Source organism: Cryptosporangium japonicum (assembly GCF_039524755.1).
GTDB classification, from domain to species: Bacteria; Actinomycetota; Actinomycetes; order Mycobacteriales; family Cryptosporangiaceae; genus Cryptosporangium; species Cryptosporangium japonicum.
On sequence record NZ_BAAAGX010000037.1, the window covers coordinates 35,068 to 48,764 of the forward strand.

Annotated in this window: 10 protein-coding genes; 5 read left to right on the forward strand and 5 right to left on the reverse strand. The window is 71.2% G+C overall.

The window, feature by feature from the left end; all coding sequences use genetic code 11:
* Positions 1-12 precede the first annotated feature (12 nt).
* Genes ABD437_RS38430 through ABD437_RS38440 form a run of 3 tightly spaced genes read right to left on the reverse strand, consistent with a single transcriptional unit; the run spans position 13 to position 2,656 of the window.
* Entirely contained in the window at positions 13-726 is a 714-nt protein-coding gene (locus tag ABD437_RS38430; protein ID WP_344653912.1) for a histidine phosphatase family protein, read from the reverse strand.
* Positions 727-764: 38 nt separating this feature from the next.
* On the reverse strand, positions 765-1,601 hold the full coding sequence (locus ABD437_RS38435; protein WP_344653913.1) for an undecaprenyl-diphosphate phosphatase: 837 nt from the start codon (positions 1,599-1,601) through the stop codon (positions 765-767).
* Positions 1,598-2,656: an LLM class F420-dependent oxidoreductase gene (locus tag ABD437_RS38440; RefSeq protein ID WP_344653914.1), complete on the reverse strand. Its 1,059-nt coding sequence runs from the start codon at positions 2,654-2,656 to the stop codon at positions 1,598-1,600. Before ABD437_RS38440 ends, ABD437_RS38435 begins: the two co-directional genes overlap by 4 nt.
* 92 nt (positions 2,657-2,748) lie before the next feature.
* Between ABD437_RS38440 and ABD437_RS38445 the strand changes: the two genes are divergently transcribed.
* Genes ABD437_RS38445 through ABD437_RS38455 form a run of 3 tightly spaced genes read left to right on the forward strand, consistent with a single transcriptional unit; the run spans position 2,749 to position 4,990 of the window.
* On the forward strand, positions 2,749-3,717 hold the full coding sequence (locus ABD437_RS38445; RefSeq protein WP_344653915.1) for an aldo/keto reductase: 969 nt from the start codon (positions 2,749-2,751) through the stop codon (positions 3,715-3,717).
* A gap of 40 nt (positions 3,718-3,757) precedes the next feature.
* Positions 3,758-3,955, forward strand: a complete 198-nt coding sequence (locus ABD437_RS38450; RefSeq protein WP_035856278.1) for a DUF5703 family protein — start codon at positions 3,758-3,760, stop codon at positions 3,953-3,955.
* Between the two features lie 39 nt (positions 3,956-3,994).
* On the forward strand, positions 3,995-4,990 hold the full coding sequence (locus ABD437_RS38455) for a M48 family metallopeptidase (protein ID WP_344653916.1): 996 nt from the start codon (positions 3,995-3,997) through the stop codon (positions 4,988-4,990).
* A gap of 12 nt (positions 4,991-5,002) precedes the next feature.
* Here the strand turns inward: ABD437_RS38455 and ABD437_RS38460 are convergent, their stop codons facing one another.
* Together ABD437_RS38460 and ABD437_RS38465 are read right to left on the reverse strand one after the other, a co-directional pair.
* Positions 5,003-5,719 carry a hypothetical protein gene (locus ABD437_RS38460; protein WP_344653917.1) on the reverse strand — a complete coding sequence of 239 codons (717 nt, stop codon included), beginning with the start codon at positions 5,717-5,719 and terminating at the stop codon, positions 5,003-5,005.
* Positions 5,720-5,742: 23 nt separating this feature from the next.
* Positions 5,743-7,050, reverse strand: coding sequence for a M20/M25/M40 family metallo-hydrolase (locus ABD437_RS38465; protein ID WP_344653918.1), 1,308 nt, complete (start codon positions 7,048-7,050; stop codon positions 5,743-5,745).
* An 82-nt stretch (positions 7,051-7,132) separates the two neighbouring features.
* Between ABD437_RS38465 and ABD437_RS38470 the strand changes: the two genes are divergently transcribed.
* Together ABD437_RS38470 and ABD437_RS38475 are read left to right on the forward strand one after the other, a co-directional pair.
* Complete coding sequence (locus tag ABD437_RS38470; RefSeq protein WP_344653919.1) at positions 7,133-9,175, forward strand: NAD(+) synthase; 2,043 nt, start codon at positions 7,133-7,135, stop codon at positions 9,173-9,175.
* 1,651 nt (positions 9,176-10,826) lie between these two features.
* Positions 10,827-13,679 (forward strand): helix-turn-helix transcriptional regulator, encoded by a 2,853-nt coding sequence (locus ABD437_RS38475; protein ID WP_344653920.1) that lies wholly within the window; start codon positions 10,827-10,829, stop codon positions 13,677-13,679.
* Positions 13,680-13,697: the final 18 nt, after the last annotated feature.

Sequence of the window (13,697 nt, forward strand, 5' to 3'; positions counted from 1 at the left end):
GAGGTCCCCGGGTCAGGCGGTGCCGGCGCCGCCGCCGACCACCGCGTCGGACTCGTCGGCCGACCCGGTGTCACCGGCTTGTTTCGGCGGCGGGAGCAACCCGGTCAGATCGCCCCCGACGTCGTTGACCCGCACCACGAACGGCCGGGTCTCGGAGTACCGGACCACGCTCACCGAGCACGGGTCGACCACGATGCGCTGGAACAGGTCGAGGTGCATGCCGTAGGCGTCGGCCAGGATCGCCTTGATCACGTCGCCGTGGCTGCAGGCGAGCCAGATCGCGTCCTTGCCGTGCGACTGCTCGACCTTCGCGTTCCACTCGCGCACCGCGGCGACGGCCCGGGCCTGGGTGGCCGCCAGCCCCTCACCCTCCGGCCCGGGGAACACCGCGGCCGACGGGTGCTGCTGGACGACCTTCCAGAGCGGTTCCTTCACCAGGTCGGTGAGCTTGCGGCCGGTCCAGTCGCCGTACCTGCACTCGCCGAAACGCTCGTCGGTCACCGGGGCGACGTCCCGGCCGGCCAGTACCGGCGCCACGGTCTGCCGGCACCGGTCGAGCGGGCTGGCCACGATCGCCGCGAGCGGCACCGGGCGCAGCCGCTCGGCGACCGCGTCGGCCTGCGCGCGGCCGTGCTCGTCGAGGTCGACGCCGGGCGACCAGCCGGCGAGCACCCCGCTGGTGTTCGCGGTACTCCGGCCGTGCCGCAGTAGCACCAGCGTCGGCATGCGTGACGTCCTTAGTCCGGGGGGTGGAGGCTCCAACCCTACGTCGCCGAGATGACCCCGGTTCCGACCAGCAGAAGCACGATCGTGCCGAGCACCACCCGGTAGACGATGAACACCGTGTAGCTGTGCTTGGCGATGAACTTCAGCAGCCACGACACCGAGATGTAGCCGACGACGAAACTGACGGCCGTCGCGACGAGCGTGTTCGTCCAGCCGACGCCGCCGGAGATCCGGTCGTACTCGGACACCCCCTGCAGGATGCTCGCGCCGGTCAGCGCCGGGATCGAGAGCAGGAACGAGAGCTTGGTGATCGTGACCCGGTCGATGTCGCGGAGCAGACCGGCCGACATCGTCGCGCCGGACCGGGAGACCCCGGGGATCAGCGCGAGGCACTGCGCGAGCCCCATGATCAGCGTGTCCTTCCAGGTGATGTCCGCTTCGCGGCGACGCTGGGTGGCCGCCCGGTCGGCGAACCACATCACGCCGCTGAACAGGATCAGCGCGGCGCCGACGAACCAGAGGCTGCGCAGCGTCGTCTCGATCGCGTCCTGGAAGAGCAGGCCGACGACGATGATCGGGAGTGAGCCGATGATCACGGCGAGGCCGAGCCGGAAGTCGGGATCGGTCTTGGGCCGCTTGCCGAACAGCCCGGCGAAGAACCCGACGATGATCCGGATGATCGTCTCGCGCAGGAAGATGATCGTGGCCAGCACCGCACCGACCTGGATGATCACCGTGAACGCGGTGATGTCGGGGTCGTCGATGCGGTAGCCGAGCAGCTTCTCGATGATCGTCAGGTGCCCGGTGCTGGAGATGGGCAGGAACTCGGTGAACCCCTCGACGGCGCCGAGGAGCACTGCCTCAAAAATGTTCACTGAGCGGGGGCGTCCAATCCGGCGAGGCGGTAGGCCTCGTCCACTGCCTGCAGGGTCTCGGTGCCGGAACGCTCGCCGGGGAACGCGGCCACCGCGACGGTGGTGACCCCGGCGTCGGCCAGCGCACGCAGCCCCTCGGCGATCCGCTCGACCGGGCCGAGCAGCGAGGTGCGGTCGAGGAACTCGAACGGGAGCGCGGCGTAGGCCCCCTCGTAGTCACGACGCAGGTACTTCTCCTGCACCTCGGCGGCCTCGTCGGCGTAGCCCATCCGCACCGCGAGCCGGTTGTAGAAGTTCTGTTCGCGGCTGCCCATCCCGCCGACGTAGAGCCCGGCGTACCAGCGCACCGCGTTCGCGCACTCCTCCGGGTCGTCGCCGACGACGACCGGGACGGTGGCGACGACGTCGAACCCGTCCATCGTCTTGCCGGCCTTCTCGCGGCCGGCGCGCACCAGCTCGAGCTGCTCGGGCCCGAACTCGGTGGAGTAGAAGATCGCCAGCAGGCCGTCGGCGATCTCGCCGGCCAGCTCCAGGTTCTTCGGGCCGACCGCGGCCAGGTAGGTGGGGATGTGGTCGCGCACCGGGTGCACGGTCAGCATCAGCGCCTTGCCCGGCCCGTCGGGCAGCGGCAGCGTGTAGTGCGCGCCGTCGTAGGACACCCGGCGCTTGCGCTCCAGCGCCATCCGGACGATGTCGACGTACTCGCGCGTGCGGGCCAGCGGCTTGTCGAACTTCACGCCGTGCCAGCCCTCGGAGACCTGCGGGCCGGAGACGCCCAGGCCGAGCCGGAACCGGCCGCCGGAGAGCGTGTCGAGCGTCGCGGCGGTCATCGCGGTCATCGCCGGCGAGCGGCCGGGGATCTGGAAGATGGCCGAGCCGATGTCGATCTGCTCGGTCTGGGCCGCGACCCAGGCCAGCACCGTGGCGGCGTCGGATCCGTAGGCTTCCGCCACCCAGACCGACGACCAGCCGAGACGATCCGCCTCCCGGGCCAGTTCGAGGTTCGCGGCGTCGTTACCCGCGCCCCAGTACCCGAGGTTCACCCCCAGTTTCACGTGCCACTCCCGTCTCGGTGTGAGGTCACGGCGCAGCGTAACGGCGGGTCGGTGCTCCGGTGTGGGGTGGGGCGACGGTAGCGTCCGCTGCCATGGAACTGCGTGCCCTCGGCCACAGCGGGCTGATGGTGTCCCGGCTCGCGCTGGGAACGATGTCCTGGGGGCGGGACACTGAAGCGGACGACGCCGCCGAGCAGCTCAAGGCGTTCACCGACGCCGGTGGGACGCTCGTCGACACGGCTGACGTCTATGCCGACGGTCGCGCCGAGGAGCTCCTGGGTGAACTGATCGGACCGGTCGTCCCCCGCTCGGCGGTGCAGATCGCCACCAAGGCGGTGGCGGTGCCGGCGCTGCGGCGGCGCGACGCGTCCCGGGGTCACCTGCTCTCGGCTCTGGACGCCTCGCTGGCGCGCCTGCGCACCGATCACGTCGATCTCTGGCAGTTGCACGCCTGGGACCCGCACACGCCGCTGGAGGAGACGCTCTCGGCCGTCGACATCGCGGTCAGCACCGGGCGGGCGCGCTACGTGGGCATGTCCAACTACACCGGCTGGCAGACCGCGAAGGCCGCCACCTGGCAGCTCGCGCACGGCCGCCCGCGGCTGATCTCCACCCAGGTCGAGTACTCGCTGCTCGAACGCGGGGTCGAGCGGGAGGTCGTCCCGGCCGCGCTGGACCTCGGGATCGGGCTGCTGCCCTGGTCGCCGCTCGGCCGCGGGGTGCTGACCGGCAAGTACCGGCACGGCACGCCGACCGACTCGCGCGGCGCCTCACCGCACTTCGAGCGGTTCGTCGGGCGGTTCCTGGAGCACCGGTCGGCGCGTGTCGTCGAGGCCGTCGCCACCGCCGCCGACGGGCTCGGGGTCTCGCCGCTGGCGGTGTCGCTGGCCTGGATCCGCGACCGGCCCGCGGTGACCGCGCCGGTGGTCGGCGCCCGCACCGTCGGGCAGCTGATGGGCTCGCTGCAGACCGAGTCGCTCACGCTGCCGGCCGAGATCCGCCGCGCGCTCGACGACGTCTCGGCGCCCGAGTTCGGGTACCCGGAACGGGACGGTGGGTGAGTTCGCCGCCGCCGCGCGCGGATTGAGGCACTATGGCGGTGTGCCCCCAGATTACGAGTACGCACCGCTGCGGTTGCCGCCCGGCACCGACCGGGTGTCCGCCCAGGTGGAGCTGACGATCCGGGCCGAGTACGGCGGCTGGGAGCTGGCCCGTGTCCGGCTCTACGCCGACGGCACTCGCAAGGTCGTCCTGCGCCGCCGTCGTACCGCCTCGTCCAGCCCCGCACTGGCGACCTAGTTCTAGGCTGGCCTCCGAGAGCTTCGAGGGAGGCCATCGATGACCATCGAGATCTCGACCGAACGCCGCCGGTTCCCCGGCATCAGCCCCCGCGCCTACGAGCACCCGGCCGACCGCGGCGCACTCGTCGCGTTGCGCGCGGTGCCCGGTCTGCCGGCCGTGCTGCGTGCGCTGTCCGGAGCGGTCGGCGAACGCCGGGAGCGGCTCCTGCTGCTCGCCTCGGCGGTGAAGGTCACGTCGAAGCAGTTCCCCGAGGTGCAGGCCCTGCGCCTGGAGTGCGCGGCCACGCTCGAGGTCAGCCCGGTGCCCGAGGTGTTCGTCCTGCGCAACCCGGAACCGATCGCGATGGCGATCGGCATGGACACGCCGTTCCTGGTGCTGAGCACCGGCCTGATCGAGCTGCTCGACACCGACGGGCTGCGGTTCACGATCGGCCACGAGATGGGCCACGTGCTCAGTGGCCACGCGGTCTACCGGACGCTGCTGCTGCACCTGACCAGCGCGTCGCTCAACCTGGCCTGGTTCCCGATCGGCTACTGGGGGCTGCGGGCGATCCGGCTCTCGCTCGAGGAGTGGTTCCGCAAGTCCGAGCTCTCCTGCGACCGGGCCGGGCTGCTCTGCGGCCAGGACCCGGCGGCGGCGTTGCGTACCCACGCGCTGCTGGCCGGCGCGATGAGCACCGAGCCGGACGCGCTCGTCGACTTCCTCGCGCAGGCCGAGGAGTACGACGACGCCGCGGACATCCGCGACAGCATCCTCAAGCTCGGGCACCTGTCCGGGCGGTCGCACCCGCTGCCGGCATTGCGCGCCGCCGAGCTGCAGCGGTGGGCCACCTCGGCCGAGTACACGGCCGTGCTCGGCGGCGAGTACCCGCGCCGGGTGGACGACCCGGACACGTCGTTCACCGCCGAGGTCAAGGCCGCCGCCGGCGCCTACCGGGACGCGGTGACGTCGTCGAACGACCCGCTCGCCAAGCTCGTCACGAAGGCCGGCGGCGCGGTGGCCGACGGCCTGCGGAGCTTCCGCAGGCCGTAGCCGGCCGCCGCGCTACCAGAGGCGCGCCGCCGACCCGTTCACCGGATCGCGGGGCGTCGGCACCGGGTCGTCGAGCGATTCCTCGTCGACGATCTCCTCGTCCATGCGGTAGAGCTGGGTCTCGTCGGGGCCGAGGTGCAGCGGATCGGGGCCGCCGGACGCCGGTGCGTCGGCGAACGTCAGCGGCCGGTGCAGTGCGTTGACCAGCAGCACGCCGTTGCCGGGGACGAGGTCCTCGGGGTAGGCGTCGAGCGCGGCGACCGTGCCGTCGCCGGCCTGCACCAGCTCGTTGACCGCCTCACCGACGTCGGTGACCGGGCGGGCGGCGTGGGTGGAGTCCACCGCCGCCCACGACGTGCCCCTGGCCTCGGTGGCCAGCGAGAGCAGCCGGGCCGGTTCCGGGATCACGTAGTCGCGCCGGTGACGCACCGACACCATCAGCGCGCCGTCGCCGACCGGGACACCGCCGGTGGGCCGGCTCCGGTCCGGCGGGGCCGCGGGCGGTGCCTCGGGCTCCCCGTCGCTCTCCAGGTACTCGCAGTCCCAGGGGGTGACCTCGTCGTAGATCTCGCTGATCAGGTCGTCGTAGCGGACGGTGGCGTTGTTCAGCGCCACGTAGGCCCGCCAGATCCGTTCCTCGGGCGCACCGGCCTGCAGTACGGCGCGATGGTGCCGGGCGGCGCTGACGACCGCCTCCAGCGCCGCGTCGATCTGGGCTTCGGTAGACATTCCTGAGCTCCCAGCGCCGTCGGTCAACTACGAGAGAGAAAGCGGTCGAGCACACGCACTCCGAAGCGTAGGCCGTCGATCGGCACCCGCTCGTCGACACCGTGGAACAGCGAGGCGAAATCGAGATCTGCGGGCAGCCGCAGCGGCGCGAAGCCGAAGCACCGGATGCCCAGCCGGGACAGCGCCTTGCCGTCGGTGCCGCCGGAGAGCATGTACGGCACCGCGCGCGCCCCCGGGTCCTCGAAGCGCAGCGCGTCGGCCATCGCGTCGACCAGCGCACCGTCGAACGTGGTCTCCAGCGGGATCTGCTCCATCGTCGGCTCGACCGTGACGCCGGGGCCGGCGAGCTCGCGGATCGTCGCCAGGAACTCGCGCTCCTGCCCCGGCAGCACCCGGCCGTCGATCGCGGCGGTGGCCGAGCCCGGGATGACGTTCACCTTGTAGCCCGCGTCGAGCATCGTGGGGTTGGCGGTGTTGCGCAGCGTGGCGCCGATGATGCGTGCGATCGGCCCGAGCTTGGCGATGGCCAGCTCCGGCTCGTCGGGGTCGAACTCGATCTGCAGCGCGTCGCTGGCCTCCTCGAGGAAGCGCCGGACGGTGTCGGTGAGCACGAGCGGGAACGTGTGCCGCCCGATGCGCGAGACCGCCTCGGACAGCGTGGTGATCGCGTTGTCCTCGTGGGTGAACGACCCGTGGCCGGCCTTACCGGTGGCGGTGAGACGCAGCCACTCGATGCCCTTCTCCGCGGTCTCGATCAGGTACAGGCGCAGGTCGTCGGTGACGCTGACGGAGAACCCGCCGACCTCACTGATCGCCTCGGTGGCGCCGTCGAACCACTCCGGGTGGTTCTCCACCAGCCAATGCGCCCCGTGGATGCTGCCGGCCTCCTCGTCGGCGAAGAACGCCAGCGTGATGTCGCGCGGTGGTTTGCGGCCCTCGCGCGCCCACTGGCGCACCAGCGCCAGGATCATCGCGTCCATGTCCTTCATGTCGACCGCGCCGCGGCCCCAGAGGTAGTCGTCGCGGATCTCGCCGGAGAACGGGTCGACCGACCAGTCGGCGGCGTTCGCCGGCACGACGTCGAGGTGGCCGTGCAGCACCAGGCCGCCGCGATCGGGGTCGCTGCCCTCGATGCGCGCGACGACGCTCGCGCGGCCCGGCTCGCTCTCGTAGATCTGCGCGGCGATGCCGACCTCGTCCAGCTTGGCCGCGACGTACTCGGCCGCGGCCCGCTCCCCCGCGCTGGTCGCGGTCTCACCGGTGTTCGTGGTGTCGATCCGGATCAGGTCGCGAGCGAGGTCGACGACTTCTTCTTCGGCGCTGGGGCTCATGCGCCCTTGATACCAGCGTTTGGCCAGGGTCGGGCGTGCCTACCCGGGGGGCACGTTCCGGCTTCTGCGAAACTGGCTGCTGATGGACTTCTACTCTGCTTACGACCAGGGCTTCTTCCGCGTGGCGTCGTGCACTCTGCGCACCGTCATCGCCGATCCGGCCGCCAACGCCGACGCGGTGCTCGCCACCGCACGGGAGTGCCACGACGAGGGCGTCGGCCTCGCGGTGTTCCCGGAGCTCACGCTGTCGGGCTACTCGATCGAGGACCTGCTGCTGTCGGACTCGCTCCTGGACGCGGTGGAGGGCGCGATCAGCACGATCGCGGCCGCCTCGGCGGAGCTGCGGCCGGTGCTCGTCGTCGGTGCGCCGCTGCGTTACCGCAACCGGCTGTACAACACCGCTGTCGTGATCCACCGCGGCCGGGTGCTCGGCGTCGCCCCGAAGTCGTACCTGCCCACCTACCGCGAGTTCTACGAGCGGCGCCACTTCGCCCCCGGCGACGACGTGCGCGACACGCTCCGGCTCGGCGGGGTGGAGGTCCCGTTCGGCCCCGACCTGCTCTTCGACGCCGTCGACGTGCCCGGGTTCGTGCTGCACGTGGAGATCTGCGAGGACATGTGGGTGCCGATCCCGCCCAGCGCCGAGGCGGCGCTGGCCGGGGCCACCGTGCTGGTCAACCTGTCCGGCAGCCCGATCACGATCGGGCGCGCCGAGGACCGGAAGCTGTACTCCCGCTCGGCCTCGTCGCGGTGCCTGGCCGCCTACGTCTACGCCGCGGCCGGCGAGGGTGAGTCCAGCACCGACCTGTCCTGGGACGGGCAGACGATGATCTTCGAGAACGGCGTGCTGCTGGCCGAGAGCGACCGGTTCCCGGACGGGCCCCGCCGGGCGGTCGCCGACGTCGACCTCGACCTGATCCGGGCCGAGCGGCTCCGGATGGGGACGTTCGACGACAACCGCCGCCACCACGGCAGCAGGCTCGCCGGGTTCCGCCGGGTGGACTTCGCGGTCGAGCCGCCGGAGGGCGACATCGGGCTGCGCCGGCCGCTGGCCCGCTACCCGTTCGTCCCGGCCGACGTCTCCCGGCTGGAGCAGGACTGTTACGAGGCCTACAACATCCAGGTCTCGGGCCTGGAGCAGCGGCTGCGGGCGATCGGGCAGCCGAAGGTCGTCATCGGCGTCTCCGGCGGGCTGGACTCCACCCACGCGCTGATCGTGGCGGCCAAGGCGATGGACCGGCTGCACCGCCCGCGCACCGACATCCTGGCGTTCACCATGCCCGGGTTCGCCACCAGCGACCACACCCGCAACAACGCGGTCGCGCTGGCCGAGGCGCTCGGCGTGACGTTCGAGACGCTCGACATCCGGCCAGCCGCGAGGCAGATGCTCACCGACCTCGACCACCCGTTCGGGCGGGGCGAGGAGGTCTACGACGTCACGTTCGAGAACGTCCAGGCCGGGCTGCGCACCGACTACCTGTTCCGGGCGGCCAACCAGCGCAACGGCATCGTGCTGGGCACCGGTGACCTGTCCGAGCTCGCGCTGGGCTGGTCGACCTACGGCGTCGGCGACCAGATGTCGCACTACAACGTCAACGCCGGCGTGCCGAAGACGCTGATGCAGCACCTGATCCGCTGGGTCGCCGCCTCGGGACAGTTCTCCGACGAGGTGAACAAGGTGCTGCACGCGGTGCTCGACACCGAGATCACGCCGGAACTCGTGCCGACCAGGGCCGGCGAGGCGCCGCAGAGCACCGAAGCCAAGATCGGGCCGTACGCCCTGCAGGACTTCTCGCTGTTCCACGTCCTGCGCTACGGCTTCGGCCCGGCCCGGATCGCGTTCCTGGCGCTGCACGCCTGGCGGGACGTCGAGGCCGGCGAGTGGCCACCGAACTACCCGGCCGAGCACCGCAACGCCTACGACCTGGCCGCGATCCGGCACTGGCTCGAGGTGTTCCTGCAGCGCTTCTACTCGTTCAGCCAGTTCAAGCGGTCGGCGCTGCCGAACGGTCCGAAGGTGTCCGCGGGCGGGTCGCTCTCGCCGCGCGGCGACTGGCGGGCCCCGTCGGACGCGTCGGCACGGACCTGGTTGGACGCGCTGCACCGCGACGTTCCGGAGTCCTAACTGCCTTTGCGTCCCCGTTCACGGCATTCACCTCCTCCGAATGATGGTCCGATGTAGTCACTTCAGGTGATGTCATTGGCCACTCCGACTGCGCTGAGTCGCGGCAGCCAGTGGAGGCGCCCCGCGCGCGTGAGCCGAGGTGAATGCCGCGGACGAAGCACGACACGACAAACCGGATGCCACGCCGGTTACTCTGCGTGCACGAGAGACTCCCGCGAAGGACTGTGGACGGTGCGCGGAACGCGCCCTTCCCGGCCGCGCCGGAAGGGCGTCGGACCGGCCCTCTGTTTGAATCCGATTTAAAACCGATTGCATTTTAAATGGAGTTCAATAATTGCGAGAAGAGCCGAAACTTAACTGCTCTTAATACGGACGATGAGCGACTCGTAAATGCTGGGGCCGGTTTTACTCCGGCCACCCTCCCGTGACACCCCGATCGACTCCCGGCACCGCCCGGGATCGGCCGCCCGAGCCGCTCCGAGAACCCCCGGCGGACGCCGGACGGCGGGAATTCGCCGATGATCCGGACCGCCGGAACGGAGAGAGGCCGCTGAAGACTTCCTGCGGCGGCTCGACAATCGCCGCCGGAGGCATCCAGGCGGCGCCACCGGTTCTTTTCCGAGGGCTAGTCCGGCGCGGCGGGAAAGGGCCGGAGAAAGGCACGAGGAACGGATCCGGGAATACTTCCGGACGTCGGGCGCGGCCGCGCGGGAGCCGGGAGACGCAGAAACCCCGGCCGACTGGTACACGTCCTGCGGGGGAGGACGTGTCGTCGACCGGGGCCTGTCGTCCGTGCGGCGGCGAGGTGCTTCGCGGGATTCGCCGTCGCACGGCAGCTCATGGGTGATGCGGTTGGCGTACCGACCGCCCCCTCCCCACCGGGCCGGCCACCGTCTCACCTGTTCAGGTGGGAGGGGCCGTAGCCCGGTAGGAGGGGTTCGTCGGCGAACGGCCGGAGCCGTTCGGAGTCGGTCGCACCCGAGGACGGGTGACCGGGGCTGACTGCCGTCGTGTTCGCCTGGGCCGCGAGGGGCCGGTCCGGCGCAGGAGGCGCGGTCAGCGGTAGAGCGTCGCAGGGACAGGAACCGAAAGAGACCGGAATGGTCAGCCGTGCTGCATGGTCGTCCTCCTCGAGAAAGGCCCGGAAAACGGGCTGGAATTTATTCGAAGTCCGATCAGATGAACTTGATCGCCTCGACGGCACTGGCACCGGTACCACTGACGATCAGCGCAGTCACCGCAGCGGAAAGTGCAGTGGCAACGACAGCGATAAGACGCCCGATACGCATGGCTTCTCCTTGGTGGGGAACCGAAATTTGAATTCGGGTGCCCTAGGGGTTTCACAAGATTTCGACGCGTCGTGTTCTCGAGCAATTCCGAGGACGTGAGTAACCATTCCACGCCTCGCCGTAATCACAACCCTCTTAAGGAAAATGAAAGGTTCGGCCGACCGCCCCGCCGGCGAGCCCTCCGCGACACCCAATACTCAGCGCGACGGTGCCCAGCCAATTCGGGAACATGTTTCCGATAGGACCGCTTCGGCGAATTCTGCACGAAATGAGGGGGAGTTGAACCTAACGACATGAGTTGTTCACGCGCGCTGGAACGTGACTCACTTGTTCACTCTCCGTCCCGCCCCTATCCTGATCACGTGACGATCTCTCCGCTTCCGGGTTCGCTGATCGGGCGTGATCTGGAGATCGCACAATCCGGACAGTGGCTCGCCGGCTGCCTGCAGGGCATGGGTCGGGCCGTCCTGATCGAAGGCGAACCAGGCATCGGGAAATCCGTTCTGGTTCGGACGATCGGCCTGCACGCGGCCGAGGCGGGGTTCTCCGTGTACCGGGGCGCCGGAGACGAACTGGGCCAGGCACTCCCCCTGTTGCCGTTCGTCGACGCGTTGGACATCCGCGAGTCCACGTCCGACCCGCGTCGGCGCTCCGTCCTCCGCCTGCTCCGCGGCGACCTCTCGACCGGATCCGTGGTCGACGTCGTGACCGCGGTCTCCGAGCAGCTGTTCGCGCTCATCGAGCAACTCGCCGAGCAGGCGCCGACGATCATCGTCATCGACGATCTGCAGTGGGCCGACCCGGCGACCGCCGCGCTGTGGGGTCGGGTCGCCCGGGCCGCCAGCCAGCTGCCGCTGCCCCTGCCCGTGCTGCTGATCGGCATCTGCCGCCCGACGCCGCAGACCGAGGGCCTGCGGGCTTTACGGCGCACGGTCGACCCGGAGAACCAGATCAGGCTCGGCCCGCTGGCTGAACCGGACGTCTCGACCCTGCTCGTCAGCCTCACCGGCGGCCGTCCCGGCGCGGTGCTCACCCGGCTCGCCGACGGGGCCGCCGGGAACCCGCTCTACCTGACCGAGCTCGTCGGCGCGCTCACCCGTGGTGAGCTGCTGATGGAGACCGAGCCCGGCACGGTCGACGCGATCGAGGGCTCGGCGCCGGCCTCGCTGACCGCGGCGATCGCCGACCGGCTCGGGTTCCTCTCCGAGCGGGTCCGGACGGTTCTGCGGGCCGCGGCGCTGCTCGGGGTGCGATTCGCCGTGGACGACCTCGCGCTCGTGCTCCACCAGAGCGTCACCGAACTGCTGCCGGCGCTGGACGAGGCGATCGCCGCGGGCGTGCTGGCCGACATCCCGGAGGGGCTGGGTTTCCGCCACCCGCTGATCCGCACCGCGCTGTACGAGGAACTGCCGGCGTCGGTCCGGTCCGCGCTGCACCGCGACGCCGGGCGCGCGCTCGCCGAGGCGCACGCGCCGGTCGACCGGGTGGCCCGGCAGCTGCTCTCCGCCGACACGCCGTCCGCGCCGCGGCTCGGCCCGCTCGAGGCCTGGGTGCTCGACTGGCTGGTCGAGGCCGGTCCGGCGCTCGTCGCCCAGGCCCCACAGGCCGCCGTCGACCTGCTGCGCCGGGCCACCACCGGCTGGCCGGCCCGCGCGGCGAACGACGCGCTCTCCACACTGCTGGCCGACGCGTTGTTCCGCGTCGGCAGCCCGGCCGAGGCCATGCAGGTCACCACCGCGGCGCTCGACCGGGTGACCGACCCCGATCTGCTGGTCGAGCTGCACTGGATCAACAGCCAGGCGCAGATGCAGTACGGCGAAACCGCCGCCGCGCTCGACGCTCTGCACAAAGCGCTGGCCAACCCCGACCTGACGCCGCGCCACCGCGCCCGCCTGCTGATCCCGGTGGGGCGCGTGCACCGGATGCTCGGCCAGGTCGAACTCGCCTCGCGCGCGGCGGAGGAGGCGCGCGCCGCGGCGAGCGAGTCCAATGACCGCTGGGCGCTCGGCTGGGCCCTGCACATCCTGTGCATCGTCACGGTCATGCGCGGCGACGGCGCCGCCGGCCTCCCGCTCTTCGATCAGGCGCTGGCCGTGACCGCGGACGAGCTCTCGCTCACCGACCTCCGGCTGCTGCTCCAGATCAACCGGGCCGTCACGCTCGGAGACCTCGACCGGTACCCCGAGGCTCTGGAGGCCGCCCGCGAGGTCCGCGACGCCGCGGCCCGGGTCGGCAGTACGGTCCGGCTCGGCCAGGCCAACTGCGCACTGGGCGAGTTGTACTTCGAGAACGGTCTGTGGGACGACGCGCTCGCCGCCGTGTCCGCCAACCCGGACGACGCCAAGGAGCACGCCGCCGCCTGCCAGGACCTGGCGATCACGGCGATGATCTCGCTGCACCGGGGCGACACCGAGACCGGCGTCCGCAGCCTGGCCGAAGCCGAGACGCACGCCTCCATGGTGGGCGAGCGGATCATCGGAGCCCTCACGCTGGCCCGGGCGCTCCTGGCCGAGCAGGAAGGTCGCCCGCGGGAGGCGCTCGCCGAGCTGCTCACCGGGTTCGACGACCACGCCGAGGAGATGGACGAGGCCGAGGACCTGTTCCCCGAGGCCGCCCGCCTGGCGCGCGAGCTCGACGACCAGGACGCGCTGGCACAGATCGCCCGGCAGGCCGAGGAGGCGCAACGCCGTGCCGACCTGCCCCGGCGGTCCGGCACCGTGCTGTACTGCCGCGGCCTCATCAACGACGACCCGCAGCTGCTCCTGCAGGCGGCCGAGCGGTACCTCGCCGCCGGGCGCACCCACCCGCGGGCCAGTGCGCTCGAGGCCGCCGCCGGCCTGTTCGCCGATCGCGGCGAGCGGGCGGAGGCGCGTACCGCGTTCAGCCGCGCGCTCGACGGTTACAACGTCCTCGGCGCCAAGTGGGACGCCGCCCGGCTGCAGAACCGGTTCCGGGAGTACGGCATCCGGCGGGCGCCGCGGGTCAAGCACCGTCAGGCCCGGTCCGGCTGGGACAGCCTGACCCCGACCGAGTCGAAGGTCGCCGAGCTCGTCGTGCAGGGCATGTCGAACCCGCAGATCGCCGCGCAGCTGTTCCTCTCGCCGCGGACGGTGAGCACGCACGTCTCGCACATCCTGAGCAAGCTGGACTTGCGCTCGCGAATCGACCTGGCGCGCGAGGCGGCCCGGCGCAACGAGGGCTCGCCCGACGCCTAAGCGGCCTCGGGCTCCACA